Origin of the sequence: Streptomyces sp. NBC_00210, from assembly GCF_045160975.1 — a bacterium.
GTDB lineage: Bacteria > Actinomycetota > Actinomycetes > Streptomycetales > Streptomycetaceae > Streptomyces.
Genome location: NZ_CP108120.1, coordinates 1,557,857 through 1,573,368, shown reverse-complemented (window position 1 = coordinate 1,573,368; position 15,512 = coordinate 1,557,857). Strand labels below are relative to the sequence as shown.

Genomic DNA, 15,512 nt, shown 5'->3' with positions numbered 1-15,512 from the left:
GAGTCGGCAATGGTACCCACGGGAGCCTACGGAACCTGGCCGTCCCCGATCGACGCGAGACTCGCCGCCTCGCACGACGGGCGCCCGGAGTTCCTCGGCATGGTCGGCGACGAGGTGTGGTGGACCGCGCCGCGCCCCACCGAGGGCGGCAGACGGGCGCTGATGCGCCTGCGTGCCGACGGCGTGGAGGAGTCGCTGCTCCCTGCCCCGTGGAATGTACGCAGCAGGGTCATCGAGTACGGCGGACACCCCTGGGCCGGAGCCCGGCGTGCCGACGGCCGTCCGCTCGTCGTCTTTGTGCACTTCCCCGACCAGCGGCTGTACGTCTACGAGCCGGACGCGCCCGAATCCGCCCCGCGACCGCTCACCCCGCTCTCGGCTGTCGGCGGCGGACTGCGCTGGGTCGACCCGCAGCTCCAGCTGGAGCGGGACGAAGTCTGGTGCGTGCTCGAGGAGTTCACCGGCGAGTCGCCCACCGACGTACGGCGGGTGATCGCGGCCGTGCCCCTGGACGGCTCGGCGGCCGAGGACCGGACGGAGGTGCGGGAGCTCTCGGACGACCGGCACCGCTTTGTCACCGGGCCGCGGCTCTCGCCCGACGGGCGGCACGCCGCCTGGATCGCCTGGGACCCTCCGCAGATGCCCTGGGACGGCACGGTGGTGATGCTCGGCGAGGTGAGGGAGGGCAGCCCGTTCGGCGCAGTGCGGCCGGTCGTCGGAGGCACGGACGAATCGGTCGCCCAGGTCGACTGGGCCCCGGACGGTTCGCTGCTCTTCGTCTCCGACTTGGGTAACTGGTGGGAGCTGCAGCGGATCCGGCCGGAGGGGACCGGGCCGGGTCCGGGACCGCGCACCGCTCTGTGTCCCGGCCGGGCGGAAGAGTTCGGCGGGCCGCTGTGGAAGATCGGCCTCAAGTGGTTCCACCCCCTGGCGAACGGACTGATCGCCGTCATCCACGGCAGGGGCGCCACCGCGCTGGGGATACTCGACCCCGAGACCGGTGAGATCGTCGACGCCGCCGGCCCGTGGACCGAGTGGGCGTCCACCCTCGCCGTGCACGGAGACAGGGTGATCGGGGTCGCGGCCAGCCCGCGCAGCGCATACGAGGTCGTGGAGCTCGACACCGCCACCGGCAGGACCCTGGTCATCGGCTCTGCGCACGACGACCCGGTGGACCCGGTCTACTACCCGGAGCCGCAGATCCGCACCTTCACCGGCCCCGACAACCGCGAGATCCACGCCCATATCTACCCGCCGCACAGCCCCGACCGGATCGCGCCCGACGACGCACTGCCACCGTTCGTGGTGTGGGCGCACGGCGGCCCCACGAGCCACGCCCCGCTCGTCCTCGACCTGGAGATCGCCTACTTCACCTCCCGCGGCATCGGCGTCGCCGAGGTCAACTACGGCGGCTCCACCGGGTACGGCCGGGAGTACCGCGGCAGACTGCGTGAACAGTGGGGCGTCGTCGACGTCGAGGACTGCGCGGCCGTCGCCGAGACCCTGGCCGCCGAGGGCACGGCCGATCCGGCGCGACTGGCCATCCGTGGCGGCAGCGCGGGCGGCTGGACCACCGCGTCATCGCTGACCACCACCGATGTCTACGCCTGCGGCACCATCATCTATCCCGTACTCGACCTGGAGAGCTGGGCGACGGACGAGACCCATGATTTCGAGTCGCAGTATCTGGAGTCACTGATCGGCCCGCTCGCCGAGGTCCCGGGCCGCTACCGCGAGCGTTCGCCGTTGCAGCACAGCGACCGGATCACCACGCCGTTCCTGCTGCTCCAGGGCCTCGACGATGTGATCTGTCCGCCCGTGCAGTGCGAGCGGTTCCTGGCGCAGATGGCGGGGCGCGGCATACCGCACGCGTATATCGCCTTCGAGGGCGAGGGCCATGGTTTCCGCAGGGCCGAGACCATGATCCGCGCGCTCGAGTCCGAACTCTCCCTCTACGCCCAGACCTTCGGCATCACCCGCCCCGACATCCCCCTGCTGGAGCTCAAGAAGTGACCCGCCCGCCCCTGACGCCCTTGACCCGCCCGCCGCGACTGCGGCCCGGGGCCAAGGTCGCCGTCGTGGCGCCCAGCGGCCCCGTACCCGGCGAACGGCTCGACGCGGGCCTGGAGATCCTGCGCGGCTGGGACCTGGACCCGGTCGTACTGCCCCATGTCCGCGACCAGCACCCCGAGTTCTGGTATCTCGCGGGGGCCGACCAGGACCGCGCCCGCGATCTGACGGAGGCCTGGTGCGACCCGTCGGTCTCCGCCGTCATCTGTGCCCGCGGCGGCTACGGCGGCCAGCGCATGGTCGACCTGCTCGACTGGACCGCGATACGCGCGGCCGGCCCCAAGGTCTTCGTCGGCTACAGCGATGTCACCGCACTGCATGAGGCCTTCGCCGTCCGGACGGGCCTGGCCACGCTGCACGGTCCGATGGTCGGCGCGCTCACGTTCCTCAAGGACGCCGCCACCCAGGAGTCGCTGCGGGCCACGCTCTTCGAGCCCGAGACGGTACGCGCCCTCGGCCTGGAGACGGCCCGCACCATGGTCCCCGGCCGGGCCCGGGGCATCACACTCGGCGGCTGCGTCAGCCTGCTCGCCGCAGACCTGGGTACCCCGCATGCCCGGCCGTCCGCCCGCGGCGGTCTGCTGCTGATCGAAGACGTGGGCGAGGAGGACTATCGGCTCGACCGGGTCCTGACCCAACTGCTGCGCTCCGGCTGGCTGGAGGGCGTGGCGGGCGTCGCGCTCGGATCGTGGGAGAAGTGCGGTCCGTACGAAAGGGTGCGGGCGGTGCTGCTCGACCGGCTCGGCGGCCTTGGCGTGCCGGTCGTGGAGGAGCTGGGCTTCGGTCACGGCGCGACGGCGCTGACGATGCCGTTCGGGGTGCCGGCGATGCTGGACGCGGACGCCTGCACACTGACACTGGACGAGCCCGCGCTGCGCTGACGGGGGAGGCTTCCCCTAACTGGGCTCCGCCCCACTCCCACCGGACGGGCTGCATTTCAGCCCGTCCGGCGTTTGAGGGCATGGCCTAGCCGGCAGAAAGCGCCGCGTACCCCGGGCGGATCACCTCGTCGATCAGGCGACGCCGTTCCGGGAGCGGCAGGAACGCCGACTCGACCGCGGCGACCGTGAACTGCTCGAAGACCTCGGGCCCGTAGCCGAAGGCGTCCACCATGTGCTGGAACTCCTGGCTCATGGTGGTGCCGGAGACCAGCCGGTTGTCCGTGTTCAGCGTGACGCGGAAGCCGAGGCGGCGCAGCAGGTCGATGGGGTGCGTGGCGTAGTCCTTCGCCGCGCCCGTCTGGAGGTTGGAGGTCGGGCAGACCTCCAGGGCGATGTGGTTGTCGCGTACGTACGCGGCCAGGTGGCCCAGGTCCGCCGTGCCGTCGTCGTGGACCGTGATGTCGTCGGTGATGCGGACGCCGTGGCCGATGCGCTCGGCGCCGCAGATCTGCACCGCCTCGTGGATGGACTCGGCACCGACGGCCTCGCCCGCGTGGATCGTGAAGTGGCAGTTGTGCCGCTTCAGATGCTGGAAGGCGGGCAGATGGCGGGCCGGCGGGTTGCCGATCTCGCCGCCCGCGATGTCGAAGCCGGCCACCCCGCGGTCGCGGTGGGCGACGGTCAGCTCGGCTATCTCCAGCGAGCGATCGGTGTGGCGCATACCGGTCAGCAGCGCGCGGACCGTGATCGGGCCGCCGCTGCGGCGCTCGCCCTCGCGGAAGCCCGCGTTGACCGCGTCGACGACCTCGTCGAGGGTCAGCCCGCGCTCCAGGTGCTGCTCGGGGGCGTACCGCACCTCGGCGTACACGACGCCGTCCGCCGCCAGGTCCTCGGCGCACTCCGCCGCGATGCGCTCCAGCGCCTCGCGGGTCTGCATCACCGCGCAGGTGTGGGCGAAGGTCTCCAGGTACCGCTCCAGCGAGCCGGAGTCCGCGGCGTCGCGGAACCAGGTCGCGAGCTCGGCCGGGTCCTCGGTGGGCAGCTCGGTGTAGCCGCACTCCCGGGCCAGCTCGATGATCGTGGCGGGGCGCAGACCGCCGTCCAGGTGGTCGTGGAGGACCGCCTTGGGTGCGCGGAGGATGTCAGACAAGTGCATCCCGGGAGTGTACGGCACGTCCGGCGGGTGCGCCGTGACGGCGGTCTCCCCGTCCGGTGGGGCGCCGCCCCGGCGTCAGTTCGACTGGAGTACCGGCAGCGCCGGAGCTCCCGTCGGCAGCATGTGCTTGGCCGCCATGATCGGCGTTTCCCCGACCCGTACCACCTGGGTGACCAGCACCGCAGGCGTGTCGGCCGGGCGGCCGAGCTGTTCGCCGCGCCGCTGGCCGAGCAGCGTCGCGCTCACCCCGCTGTGCGCGGTCAGCGCGACCCCGCGCGAGGCCGCGGTCAGCACCGCGAGCATCGAGGTGGCCGGTGCGGGGGCGGCCCGCAGGGCCTCGGCGAAGGCCGGGTGCGTCCGGTCCAGGACCGCTTCGGCCGCGGCCCACTCCTGGCTGAGCGCCGCCGCAGTGCCCTCCCCGGTCAGTACGGACTCCCAGAACCGCAGCTCGGCCCGCGCGGGCGCGAGCAGATGCTGCGTGGTGAAGTCGGTGGGCTCCTCCACGGCGCGCAGCAAGGGCCGCACCCGCAGTGTCGCGCCGGTCGACAGCAGCTCCTCCAGCGGCTGGATGTGCTCGTAACCACGCCGCGGCGGGCGGTCGTTGACGGTCCGGCCCACCCCGCGGCGCACCGAGAGCAGCCCGTCCTCCTGAAGCAGCAGCAGCGCCTCGCGCAGGGCGGGCCTGCTGACCCCCAGCTCCGTCGCGAGCCGGGGCTCCGAAGGGAGCGTGGAGCCGGGCGGATAGATGCCTTCGTGGATGGCGTCGGCGATCCGCTCGTACAGGACGACGACCGGCCTCCGCTGCTGTCGGCTGACTGCCACGACCCCTCCTCGGCTCACTTGTCAGCAAGTTATGCGAATCCGCGCAGTGGGGCAACGCTCACTGGATCCCGGATGAGCTGCGATTTTGGCTCGTCTGCATGCACAGCAGCGAGGGCTTGACGATCTACGCACCGTTGATCACAGTCGGCTAGGCGCCAACTTGTCTGACAAGACCGGCTTACAAGGCGCTGATGTCATCGAGGCGTGCCATCGTCAGCTCGCTGCCGATCCAGCGGCCGGACCCGGCGGCGGCCACGGCGGACGAAGAGCCCGCACAGCCGCGGCCGCGGCCGGACAGCAGCCCGGTTAACCTGGCGCGATGGCCGAGACCTCCACCACCGTCCCCTACGTCGCCACCGGCCCGCGCGTCGGCCTGCGCCACTACGCGTACGACGACAGCGAGGAGTTCACGGCGCTGGCGAGCCGGAGCACCGGGCACCACCGGCCCTGGCTCTTCCCGCCCGTCACCGCCGAGGCGTACGCCGCCTACGCCAGGAAGCTCATCGAGGACCCGACCAAGGCCGGATTCCTCGTCTGCGAGCGGGAGTCCGGCCGGATCGCGGGCTTCGTCAACATCAACAACATCGTCGGGGGCGGCTTCCGCTGCGGGGCCATCGGCTACGGCGCCTTCGCGCACTCCGTCGGCCGCGGACTGATGGGCCAGGGCCTCGGACTGGTCCTGCGCCATGCCTTCGGCCCGATGGGCCTGCACCGTCTGGAGGCCAATATCCAGCCGGCGAACGCCGCTTCCATCGGACTCGTACGCGGCGCGGGCTTCCGCCTCGAGGGCTTCTCGCCCGACTTTCTCTTCGTCGACGGGGCCTGGCGCGACCACGAACGGTGGGCGATCACCAGCGAGATGCCGTCTGTCCGCTGCGCCCCGGCGCCCTTGACCTGATCGGGTCCGGCTTTTGCCGAAGACTGACTCACGGAGCCCCTGGTCGGGGCGGCGCCCACCGTGTTCCATGGTCGTCAGGGGCGTCGGCCGAAGGAGTTGTCGGCGGCCGTTCGCGAGGATGCGAGGTTGCCTTGGCCACAACCGTGCGGCGTACCGTACTGACCCTGCCCGCGGCCCCGTTGGGACCACCGAATCCGCTGCCCGCGCTGCGTCCGCTGGACGAGATGCACTCGATCGACGAGCGCACCAAGCGGGAGCTGCCGCGCGAGATGGCACGGCAGATCGGGTACGAGCCGCTGCGGACACTGTTGCCGGTGCGGGTGCTCGACGGGTACGGACGCGAGCGCACCGAGTCCGGCCTGGACGCGATCGTGATCGAGAACGACTGGCTGCGGGCCACCGTGCTGCCCTCTCTCGGCGGCCGCATCCACTCGCTGCACCACAAGCCGACCGGGCGTGAACTGCTCTACCGCAACCCGGTGTTCCAGCCGGCCGACTTCGCGCTCAACGGCGCCTGGTTCTCCGGCGGCATCGAGTGGAACATCGGCGCGACCGGCCACACCACCCTGTCCTGCGCACGGCTGCACGCCGCGATCGTGCCCGCGCCCGACGGCGGCGAAATGGTCAGGCTCTGGGAGTGGGAGCGGCTGCGCGACCTGCCGTTCCAGGTGGATCTGTGGCTGCCCGCGGACTCCGGATTCCTCCATGTCGGCGTACGGATACGCAATCCGCACGAGCGGCCGGCGCCGGTCTACTGGTGGTCCAACATCGCCGTCGAGGAACACGAGACGACGCGCGTCCTCGCACCGGCCGAAGAGGCCTGGCACTTCGGCTACGAGCGCAGTCTGCGGCGGGTGGCCGTGCCCGACTTCCGGGGCGCGGACCGTACATATCCGCTGCGCAGCGAGTACCCCGCCGACTACTTCTACGAGGTGCCCGCCGAGGCCCGCAAGTGGATCGCCTCGCTGGACGCAGACGGTCACGGCCTCGTCCAGACATCGACCGATGTACTGCGTGGCCGAAAGCTGTTCCTGTGGGGTTCGGGGCGCGGCGGCCGGCGCTGGCAGGAGTGGCTGACCGAGCCGGGTACGCGTGGTTACGCGGAGATCCAGGCAGGTCTCGCCCGCACCCAGCTGGAGCACCTACGCCTGGACGGCGGCGGGGAGTTCAGCTGGCTGGAGTCGTACGGACCGCTCGCGGCGGACCCCGCGGCGGTGCACGGCGACGACTGGGCCGCGGCGCGCGCCGAGGTGGAGGGGCGGCTGTCCGAAGCCCTGCCACGGGCGGCGGTGGACACGGCGTACGAGGCGTGGCGGCCCTGCGCGGACACCGAACCCGGCGAGCGGCTCGCCACCGGTTCCGGCTGGGGCGCGCTGGAGGTGCTGCGCGGCGGACACAAGCTGCCCGGCACGCCCTTCGACGAGTCGACGCTCGGTGCAGAACAGGCGCCCTGGCGCGAGTTGCTGACGACCGGCGTCTTCCCCGCCCCTCGCAGGGTCGTCCCGCCCGGCCCCTCGCTCGTATCCCCGCACTGGCGCGACATGCTGGAGACAGCCCCCGCCGAACCGCTCACCGAGTACCACCTCGGCGTGGCCCAGTGGCATGCCGGCGACCTCGCCCAGGCCGTACGCAGCTGGGAGCGGGGCCTCGGGCTCGCCCCGTCCCGCTGGCCGTTGCTGCGCTGTCTCGCCGTCGCCGACCAGGAGGGTGGCCACGCGGCACGCGCCGCCGAACGATATCTGGAGGCCTTCGACGATCTTTGCCAGGAGCGCCGCGACGACGGCGAGATCTGGACATCGGCGACGGCCGCCCTCGGCCGCGAGGCGATCGACGCCCTGCTCGCGGTGCACCGCACCGCGGACTCCCGCGCCGTATGGGACCGGCTGCGCCCGGCGGTACAGCAACGCGGCCGTTTCCGCCTGCTCGACGCCCAACTCCTGATCGCCGAGGGCCGCACGGACGAAGCCCGCGCCGTCTTCGACGCGGGCTTCGAGGTGGCGGACCTGCGTGAGGGCGCGGAAGTCCTCGGCGACGTGTGGTCGCAGCTCACCGACGAGCCGCTGCCCGACGCGTACGACTACCGCATGCGGCCCCGGACACCCTAGGGCCTGTCCGGCCGATCTTGCCGGGCTCGCGTGCCCTGGCACGCGCATCTGCTGCGTTGTCGTCAGTCGCCGACTCCCCCGTAGCCCTTCGGGCACGGGAGGTGCCCCCACCGCGTGGGCTCCATCCTCCGCCTTGCATCTGCACGCACCAGACCCTCCCCCTACGCCCTGGGGGCGTGGGGGGACCCCACTCACTGATCCGGCCTGATCCAGAAGACAGGCCATGGCCGTGTCCGGAGAGAGAGGGGCGGGGCGCAGCCTCACCCCGCCCCCTCCATCGCCACTTCAGCCGCAGCCCTTGACAGTTTTCCCTCGCACGGACGACTATCCCCGGGTGAACCTGTCAGACAGCCAGACAGCTGGCGATGCTCCCCGGCGGATCAGCGCGATGGAAGCGGTGCTGAGCCATCTCCGCGGCGCCATCGAGCGGGGCGACTACGCGGTGGGGGAGAAGCTGCCTTCCGAGGCGGAGCTCTGCCGTCGCCTGGAAGTGAGCAGACCCGTGCTCCGCGAGGCTCTGCGCGCCCTGCAGACGATGGGTCTCACGGTTTCCCGTACCGGAAAGGGCACCTTCGTCCTCTCCAACGGCCCGGTGGAGGATCCGACCTTCGGCGACTACTCGGCGAGCGACCTCCTCGAGGTCCGCCGCCATGTGGAGATCCCGGTGGCGGGGTACGCCGCCGCGCGTTGTACCCCCGAAGACCTCGACCACCTGACTCACCTGCTGGAACGGATGGAGCAGGAGACCGACACCACCGCATGGGTGGCGATGGACACCCTCTTCCACCTCACCGTCGCCCAGGCGGCCCAGAACCCGGTCTTCCGCAGAGTCATCGAGGAGATCCGCGACGCGCTGGCCCGCCAGTCCGCGTTCCTCAACGAGCTCGGCGGACGGCGCGAGCAGTCGAACCGGGAGCACCGGGCGATCGTCGAGGCGCTTGTCGACCACTCCGAGCAGGACGCCGTGGAAGCCATGACGCACCATCTGGCCCGCGTCGAGTCCACTCTCACCAGCATCGTGCGGCCACCACACCGCACCGACCCCTTCACGGAAGGCGAAGACCAGGCGTGAGCGAGCAATTCATCGGAAAGACGGAACGGCAACGGCAGCAGGAGTTACAGCTGGAAGGGCTGGACGAAAGGCAGCAGCGCAACGGTCCGCACGTCGATGCCGGCGACGCCGGGTACAGCAAGTCCCTGAAATCCCGGCACGTCAACATGATCGCCATCGGCGGGGCCATCGGTACCGGGCTCTTCCTCGGCGCGGGCGGCAGGCTCGCGAGTGCCGGGCCTTCTCTGGCCGTGGCGTACCTGCTCTGCGGTGTCATCGCCTTCCTCGTCGTGCGCGCCCTGGGGGAGCTGGTCCTGTACCGGCCGTCCTCCGGAGCGTTCGTCTCGTACGCCCGTGAATTCCTCGGCGAGAAGGGGGCGTTCGTCGCGGGCTGGATGTACTTCATGAACTGGGCGACCACCGGAATCGCCGACATCACGGCGGTGGCGACCTACACGCACTACTGGGGCATGTTCACCGATGTCCCGCAGTGGGTGATCGCACTGATCGCGCTCGCGGTCGTGCTGACCGTGAACCTCATATCCGTGAAAATATTCGGCGAACTGGAGTTCTGGTTCGCGATCGTCAAGGTCGGCGCGCTGGTCCTGTTCATGCTGATCGGCATCTTTCTCCTGGTCACCCAGCAGCCGGTCGACGGCCACACCCCCGGCCCTTCGCTGATCGTGGACAACGGCGGCATCTTCCCGGCCGGGACGCTCCCGATGCTGCTGGTCATCCAGGGCGTCGTCTTCGCCTACGCCTCGGTCGAACTGGTCGGCGTCACGGCGGGCGAGACGGCGGAACCGGAGAAGATCATGCCCAGGGCCATCAACTCCATCATGTGGCGGGTGGCTCTCTTCTACGTCGGCTCAGTGGTACTGCTGGCGATGCTGCTTCCCTGGAACGCCTACTCGGCCGGCGAGAGCCCCTTCGTGACCGTGCTGTCCAACATCGGGGTGCCGGCGGCGGGCGGCGTGATGAACCTCGTCGTCCTCACCGCCGCGATGTCCAGCCTCAACTCCGGGCTCTACTCAACCGGGCGCATCCTGCGCTCCATGGCGATGTCCGGATCCGCGCCGAGGTTCACCGGCGTGATGAACCGCAACCAGGTCCCGTACGGCGGCATCCTGCTCACGTCATCCTTCTGCGTGCTGGGCGTGGGCCTCAACTACGTCGTGCCGAGCAAGGCCTTCGAGATCGTGCTGAACTTCGCGGCGATCGGCATCCTGAGCACCTGGGCCATGATCATGGTCTGTCATCTCCTCTTCTGGCGAAAGGCCGAGGCCGGGCAGCTCCGCCGGCCCGGCTACCGGCTGCCCGGCTCGCCGTGGACCGAGATCGTCACGCTGGTCTTCCTCGCATCGGTACTGGTCCTGATGTGGGCCGACGGCGGGGCAGGCCGCACGACCGTCCTGTCCCTGCCCGCGATCGGGGCGGCGTTGGTCGCGGGTTGGTTTCTTGTACGGGGCCGGGTCGGGGCTGTACGGGAGTCGGCGGCGCACGAGCGTCCTGAGTAGCGAGAGCACCTAGCGCGAGAGCGGCCGGCACAACAGCGCCCGGCACAAGAGCACCGACAGCATCGAGAGCTGAGTATGAGTCACATAACCATGCCGCGCCGTACCCCGGCAGAGCCGCCCGCAGACCGCGAACCGGCCCATGTCCCCCTCGCCCATGTAGTGCGCGGGGGCGGCATCGAGGCAGTTCACCACGGCTCGGTCGTCGTGCTGGCGGCGGACGGCAGCGTGGAATTCAGGGCGGGTGACATCGAGGCCTCGATCTACCCGCGCTCGGCGCTCAAGCCGGTCCAGGCGGTCGGCCTGCTGCGCGCGGGCCTGCCGCCGCTGGACGGCGAGTCGCTGGCCCTCACCGCGGCCAGCCACTCCGGTGAGGAACGGCATCTGGCCACGGCCCGGCGGATCCTGGACACCGCCGGGCTGACCGAGGACGACCTGCGCAATGTCCCCGATCTGCCGTACGGCCCTGCGGTGCGCGAGGAGTGGATCCGCCGGGGCCTCGGACCCACCCGGCTCGCTCAGAACTGCTCGGGCAAGCACGCCGCCATGCTGATCACGGCCCGGGCCCGAGGCTGGTCGCTGGACAACTACCTCGACGCCGGACACCGGTTGCAGTGGTCCCTCGCCACGACCGTGGAGGACCTCACCGGGCAGGGCATCGCACGGGTGACGGTCGACGGATGCGGTGCGCCGCTGTTCTCCGTATCCCTGCACGGCCTCACCCGGGCCGTCGCCCGGCTGGCGACCGCCGCGCCCGACACTCACGAGGGCCGGGTCGCGCACGCCATGCGCGAGCACCCGGAGATGGCCTCCGGCAGCGGGCGGGACGACGCCAGGCTGATGCGCGCGGTGCCGGGCCTGCTTGCCAAGGACGGGTTCGAGGGCGTGCAGGTCGCGGCGCTGCCGGACGGGCGGGCCGTCGGCGTGAAGATTGCCGACGGCGCCGACCGCGCCCGGATGCCGGTGACAGCAGCGGCCCTCGCGCTGTGCGGAGTCGACCCCAAGGTCCTTGCCGGATTCGCCCAAACGCTGGTCATCGAGGGCGGGACGACGGTCGGGGGCGTGCGGGTGGTGGGCGCGCTGGCCGCCCTTTCGGCCCCAGGGCCCCCTTCCGCCGCATGAGTGCCTCACCTGGCCCTCTTCCCGAAGAGCCGGTGGGCGTCGGCACGGATACCTACTGCGCTGCCGCGATCCGTTCGGCACCTGGTCCGGACACGCCTGCGAGCCCGGCGGCTCGCCCCGTGGCCAGCAGGAGCAGATCACCCGCCGGGGTTCAACTCGACGACGGGGGACGGCGTGAGCGCGAGCAGCACGTCATAGAGCGCTACGACTTGCGGCCAGTCGGTGGTCGCGAGGTCGGCGGCCTCGTCGTGCAGGGCGGCGATGGCGGCCTGCACGACGTAGGGGCCGGGCGGGCCTCCGGTCAGCGCGGCGAGCACCAGGCCGAGGCCCTCCTCGATCATCGTGCGAGAAGACGTCGGGTGGGACTCGTTCGGCGGACGCCTCACCGATCTCCGCGTCCTGCCCGGCCAGTCCGGCGGCGTGCCGCTTCGGCCCGGTCGGCACTTCACAACGCCCCTCAGATCTGAGCGGCGGTCGGCGTGGTCAGTCGGCCGCCTTCCGGTCGACGTACTCGAAGACCGAGCCGTCCGGGTGGACGGCGATCAGATTGCGGCCCACCGGGGTCGGCACCGGGCCCGCGAGGATCCTCGCGCCGGCCTCGGAGAGCGTGGCGTACGCCTCGTCCACGTCCTTCACCGCGATCGTCGCCGTCACCTTGCGCAGCACCTCCAGCTCCGACTCGGGGCCGCTCATCAGCAGAAAGCAGCTGACGGCGGCCACCGAGACCCCGCCGCGCTCGAAGCGCAGGGGGGTGGCTCCGGTGAGGCGTTCGTAGAAGGCCGTCGAGGCCTCCAGGTCGTCGACGCAGATGCGCAGCGTGGTTCCGAGGATCTCCATACGGGCGAGGGTAGTTCGCGTCGGCCGACGGCGAGAGTCCCTTCGACGTTCACACGCGGCAGAGCACTTCGCCGTGCGGAACCATGAACCAGGCGTCGTCCTGGGCGCCCCATTGCCGCCAGCCGTCCGCGAGCGCGGACAGGTGTTCGGGGGTCGTATGGCCGCCGTCGACCGCGAGTTTCGCGTACACCGACGCGGTCGTACGGTCCGCCCACAGGCCGCTCCACCACTCGCGCTCGTCAGGCGCGGCGAAACACCAGGCCGCGGCGGAAGCGGTGATGTCGGTGAAACCCGCGGCGCGGGCCCAGGACAGCAGTCGGCGCCCGGCGTCCGGCTCGCCGCCGTTCGCGCGGGCCACGCGCCGGTACAGCTGCTGCCACTCGTCCAGCGCCGGGACTTCGGGGAACCAGGTGAAGGCGCCGTAGTCGCTGTCCCGCGCCGCGACGATGCCGCCGGGCCGGCAGACCCGCCGCATCTCGCGCAGCGCCTGCACCGGGTCGCCGACGTGCTGCAGTACCTGGTGGGCGTGGACGACATCGAAGGAGTCGTCGGGGAAGTCCAGCGCGTGGACGTCGGCGACCGCGAAGTGGACATTGTCCAGGCCGCGTTCGGCGGCGGTCTCGCGCGCCTGGCGCAGTACGTCCTCGGCGGCGTCGACGGCCGTCACCCGCCCCGGCGCGACCAGTTCGGCCAGATCGGCGGTGATGGTGCCGGGTCCGCAGCCCACGTCCAACACGTCCAGTCCCGGGCGGAGTTCGCCGATGAGGTACGCCGCCGAATTGGCGGCGGTCCGCCAGCGGTGCGAACGCAGCACCGACTCGTGGTGCCCATGGGTGTAGACGGCGGTCTCCTTCGACATGGCCGAACTCCTTATCCGGAAGCGGGTACGACAACGGTACGCCGCTCGTCCGCATGACGAGACCCCTGTCTTGGGATGTGGACAAGCTTCAGGCCCGGGCGGCTGCACCTGCTGAAGCCGGCAGCAGCTGCCGCTGATAGCGCAGTTTGATCAGCGGGAGGCCGCCCGTCGTGTCCACCTCGACGGCGCCGTCCGCACGCCAGCCCGCGGCTTGGTAGAACTGCCTGGCACGTTCGTTGGCCTCCAGCACCCACAGCGTCGCCCGGGTGCACCCGGCGTCGGTGAGCTCCCGCACGACTGCCGCCAGCAGACGGCGGCCCACTCCGGTGCCCCAGACCTCCGGCAGCGCGTAAAGCGTGCCGATCTCCGCAGTGCCGGGGGCGCGGGCCGGTGCGAAACCGGCGAAGGCGACGATGCCCTCGTCCGTCTCGGCCACCAGCACTCCCACGGCCGGTCCACGAGGCCCGGTGAGCCGGCCCGTCCAGGTCAGCGCCTCCCGCGCGGGGTCGAGCGCGTCGAGATGCTCCCGCGGTACGAGACCGGAGAACGCCGTCTGACGGGACCGTACGTGGACCGCGGCGATGCCCGCTGCGTCATGGGTCTGTGCGCGGCGTATCTGCATGCGCTCATGGTGCGCGAAGCAACGTGAGCCCGTCGATCGGGTTTTCCGCGGAAGCCCGCAGCGGCCCGCGAGCGCTCAGAGCAGTGCTTGCGGGCGGTAGACCGTGAGCGCCTCGACCTCCTTGTCCACCACCAACTCCCTTGGAGCCGCCGCGATTTCACCGTCGTACGCCAGCAACGTGCCCGGCGCGAGCCCGGAGATCCGCAGCTGCCGCATCTTCTGTGCCGCGTGCACCGGCGAGCGGCTCAGCGGACCGGCGAGCGCGGCGGCCAGCAGCCGCAGCCCCGGCCAGCGGCCGCCGTGCACCACCCGGACATCGAGCAGGCCGTCCGCCAGATCCAGCCGGTGGCCGGGCGTCGGACCCACCCGCTGGTAGATGCCGTTCCCGGCGAACAGCAGCCACATCGGGCGTCGCCGGCCCTGGACCTCGGCCTCCAGCGGGTGCTCGCCGCGCAGCACAAGGGACGCCGCGAGCACCCCGGCGGGCCAGCCGCCGATCCGCGGCGCCCAGCGTTCGCGGATGCGCACCAGTTCCGGATAGACGCCCAGGCTGAAGGTGTTGAGGAAGTGGCCCGCCTGCGTGCCGTCCGGGCCCGGCGTGAAGCGTCCCAGGTCGACCCGGACGGCCTCGCCGCCCTCAACGGCCCGGCAGGTGTCGTGGACCGCCTCGATGCCCAGGTCGTACGCGAAGTGGTTGAGTGTGCCGCCGGGGAAGACGGCCAGCGCAATCCCCTGCGCGGCCGCGACGGTCGCCGCCTTGTTGATCGTGCCGTCTCCGCCCAGGATGCCCAGCGCCCGGCAGCGGCCCGCCGACTTCTCCAGCTCCGCCGACAGCTCGTCGGGCGCGCACTCAACGACCTCGGCCAGCGGCATCGTCTCGCGCACGAGAGCCGCCGAATCCGCCGAGCCCGCCTGCCGGTTGACCACGACCACCAGCCCATCCCCGCCGGGCAGCGCGGGCGCCTCGGCCAACGGCCGGCCCGGCGTGGGCAGCTGAGACCTCGTCGGCACGGCGCCCCGTACCGCGAAGGCCGCACCCACGCCCAGCGCCGCGCCCACCAGCACATCGCTCGGATAGTGCACGCCCGTGTAGACGCGAGAGAAGGCGACTGACGCGGCCACCGGCGCGACGACCGCGCCCCAGCGCCTCGACTCCAGCGCGACTCCCGTGGCGAAGGCCGCCGCCGAGGCGGCGTGCCCGGACGGGAAGGACGTGGTGAACGGCTGCCTCTTCAGCTGCCGTATCACCGGCACCGCGTCCAGCAGCGGCCGCGCCCTGCGCACCGAGCGCTTGCCGACGGTGTTGATGACGGCGGAGGCGAGCGCGAGGGACGCCACCCCTCGTACGGCGGCCCGCCGGGAGCGAACGCTGCGGCCCAGTGCCACCATCCCGGCGGCCGTGCCGAACCAGAGCAGCCCGTGGTTGGCGCTGCGGCTCAGCCGGGGCAGCACCGGCTCGGCGAGGGGCCAGTGCCGGGTGGCGACGGCGTTCAGGATCTGCCGGTCCCAGCCGCTGAGCAGTGCAGCCATGCGCGTCCGGACCTGCGGATTTGTGTGTGCGTAAGCGTCGGACAT

At 71.5% G+C, this 15,512-nt stretch carries 13 protein-coding genes and 1 pseudogene; 7 read left to right on the top strand and 7 right to left on the bottom strand.

All coding sequences use genetic code 11. From position 1 onward, the window contains the following. Window positions 1–9: 9 nt before the first annotated feature. Both OG729_RS07100 and OG729_RS07095 read left to right on the top strand, forming a co-directional pair. Window positions 10–2,013, top strand: coding sequence for a prolyl oligopeptidase family serine peptidase (locus OG729_RS07100; RefSeq protein ID WP_360880890.1), 2,004 nt, complete (start codon window positions 10–12; stop codon window positions 2,011–2,013). After that, window positions 2,010–2,951: an LD-carboxypeptidase gene (locus OG729_RS07095; protein WP_405804986.1), complete on the top strand. Its 942-nt coding sequence runs from the start codon at window positions 2,010–2,012 to the stop codon at window positions 2,949–2,951. The genes OG729_RS07100 and OG729_RS07095 overlap by 4 nt, the downstream gene beginning before the upstream one ends. An 85-nt stretch (window positions 2,952–3,036) precedes the next feature. On the opposite strand, the gene OG729_RS07090 is transcribed toward OG729_RS07095, so the two are convergent. Beyond that, window positions 3,037–4,107 (bottom strand): adenosine deaminase, encoded by a 1,071-nt coding sequence (locus OG729_RS07090; protein ID WP_405804984.1) that lies wholly within the window; start codon window positions 4,105–4,107, stop codon window positions 3,037–3,039. Between the two features lie 75 nt (window positions 4,108–4,182). Continuing rightward, a complete protein-coding gene (locus OG729_RS07085) occupies window positions 4,183–4,929 on the bottom strand; it encodes a GntR family transcriptional regulator (RefSeq protein ID WP_405804982.1) in 747 nt (248 codons plus the stop codon). A 319-nt stretch (window positions 4,930–5,248) separates the two neighbouring features. Between OG729_RS07085 and OG729_RS07080 the strand changes: the two genes are divergently transcribed. From OG729_RS07080 to OG729_RS07060, 5 genes are all read left to right on the top strand, one after another. Beyond that, complete coding sequence (locus tag OG729_RS07080; protein WP_405804980.1) at window positions 5,249–5,827, top strand: GNAT family N-acetyltransferase; 579 nt, start codon at window positions 5,249–5,251, stop codon at window positions 5,825–5,827. A 131-nt stretch (window positions 5,828–5,958) separates the two neighbouring features. After that, entirely contained in the window at window positions 5,959–7,932 is a 1,974-nt protein-coding gene (locus OG729_RS07075) for a DUF5107 domain-containing protein (protein ID WP_405804979.1), read from the top strand. Between the two features lie 334 nt (window positions 7,933–8,266). Beyond that, the gene (locus OG729_RS07070; protein ID WP_360880900.1) at window positions 8,267–9,004 is read left to right on the top strand and encodes a FadR/GntR family transcriptional regulator; all 738 of its coding nucleotides are present in this window, start codon (window positions 8,267–8,269) and stop codon (window positions 9,002–9,004) included. 146 nt (window positions 9,005–9,150) lie between these two features. Next, window positions 9,151–10,500, top strand: coding sequence for an amino acid permease (locus OG729_RS07065; protein WP_360880924.1), 1,350 nt, complete (start codon window positions 9,151–9,153; stop codon window positions 10,498–10,500). Between the two features lie 75 nt (window positions 10,501–10,575). Continuing rightward, the gene (locus tag OG729_RS07060) at window positions 10,576–11,619 is read left to right on the top strand and encodes an asparaginase (RefSeq protein WP_360880902.1); all 1,044 of its coding nucleotides are present in this window, start codon (window positions 10,576–10,578) and stop codon (window positions 11,617–11,619) included. A 149-nt stretch (window positions 11,620–11,768) separates the two neighbouring features. Here OG729_RS07060 and OG729_RS07055 read toward each other — a convergent pair. The 5 genes and pseudogenes from OG729_RS07055 to OG729_RS07035 all read right to left on the bottom strand — a co-directional run. Further along, window positions 11,769–11,966: pseudogene (locus OG729_RS07055) on the bottom strand (RNA polymerase sigma factor); the annotation flags it as partial. Window positions 11,967–12,102: 136 nt separating this feature from the next. After that, entirely contained in the window at window positions 12,103–12,456 is a 354-nt protein-coding gene (locus OG729_RS07050) for a VOC family protein (RefSeq protein WP_360880904.1), read from the bottom strand. 49 nt (window positions 12,457–12,505) lie between these two features. After that, a complete protein-coding gene (locus OG729_RS07045; protein ID WP_405804977.1) occupies window positions 12,506–13,315 on the bottom strand; it encodes a class I SAM-dependent methyltransferase in 810 nt (269 codons plus the stop codon). 88 nt (window positions 13,316–13,403) lie between these two features. Then, window positions 13,404–13,937, bottom strand: a complete 534-nt coding sequence (locus OG729_RS07040; RefSeq protein WP_405804975.1) for a GNAT family N-acetyltransferase — start codon at window positions 13,935–13,937, stop codon at window positions 13,404–13,406. Between the two features lie 75 nt (window positions 13,938–14,012). Next, window positions 14,013–15,467, bottom strand: a complete 1,455-nt coding sequence (locus OG729_RS07035; protein WP_405804973.1) for a bifunctional phosphatase PAP2/diacylglycerol kinase family protein — start codon at window positions 15,465–15,467, stop codon at window positions 14,013–14,015. Window positions 15,468–15,512: the final 45 nt, after the last annotated feature.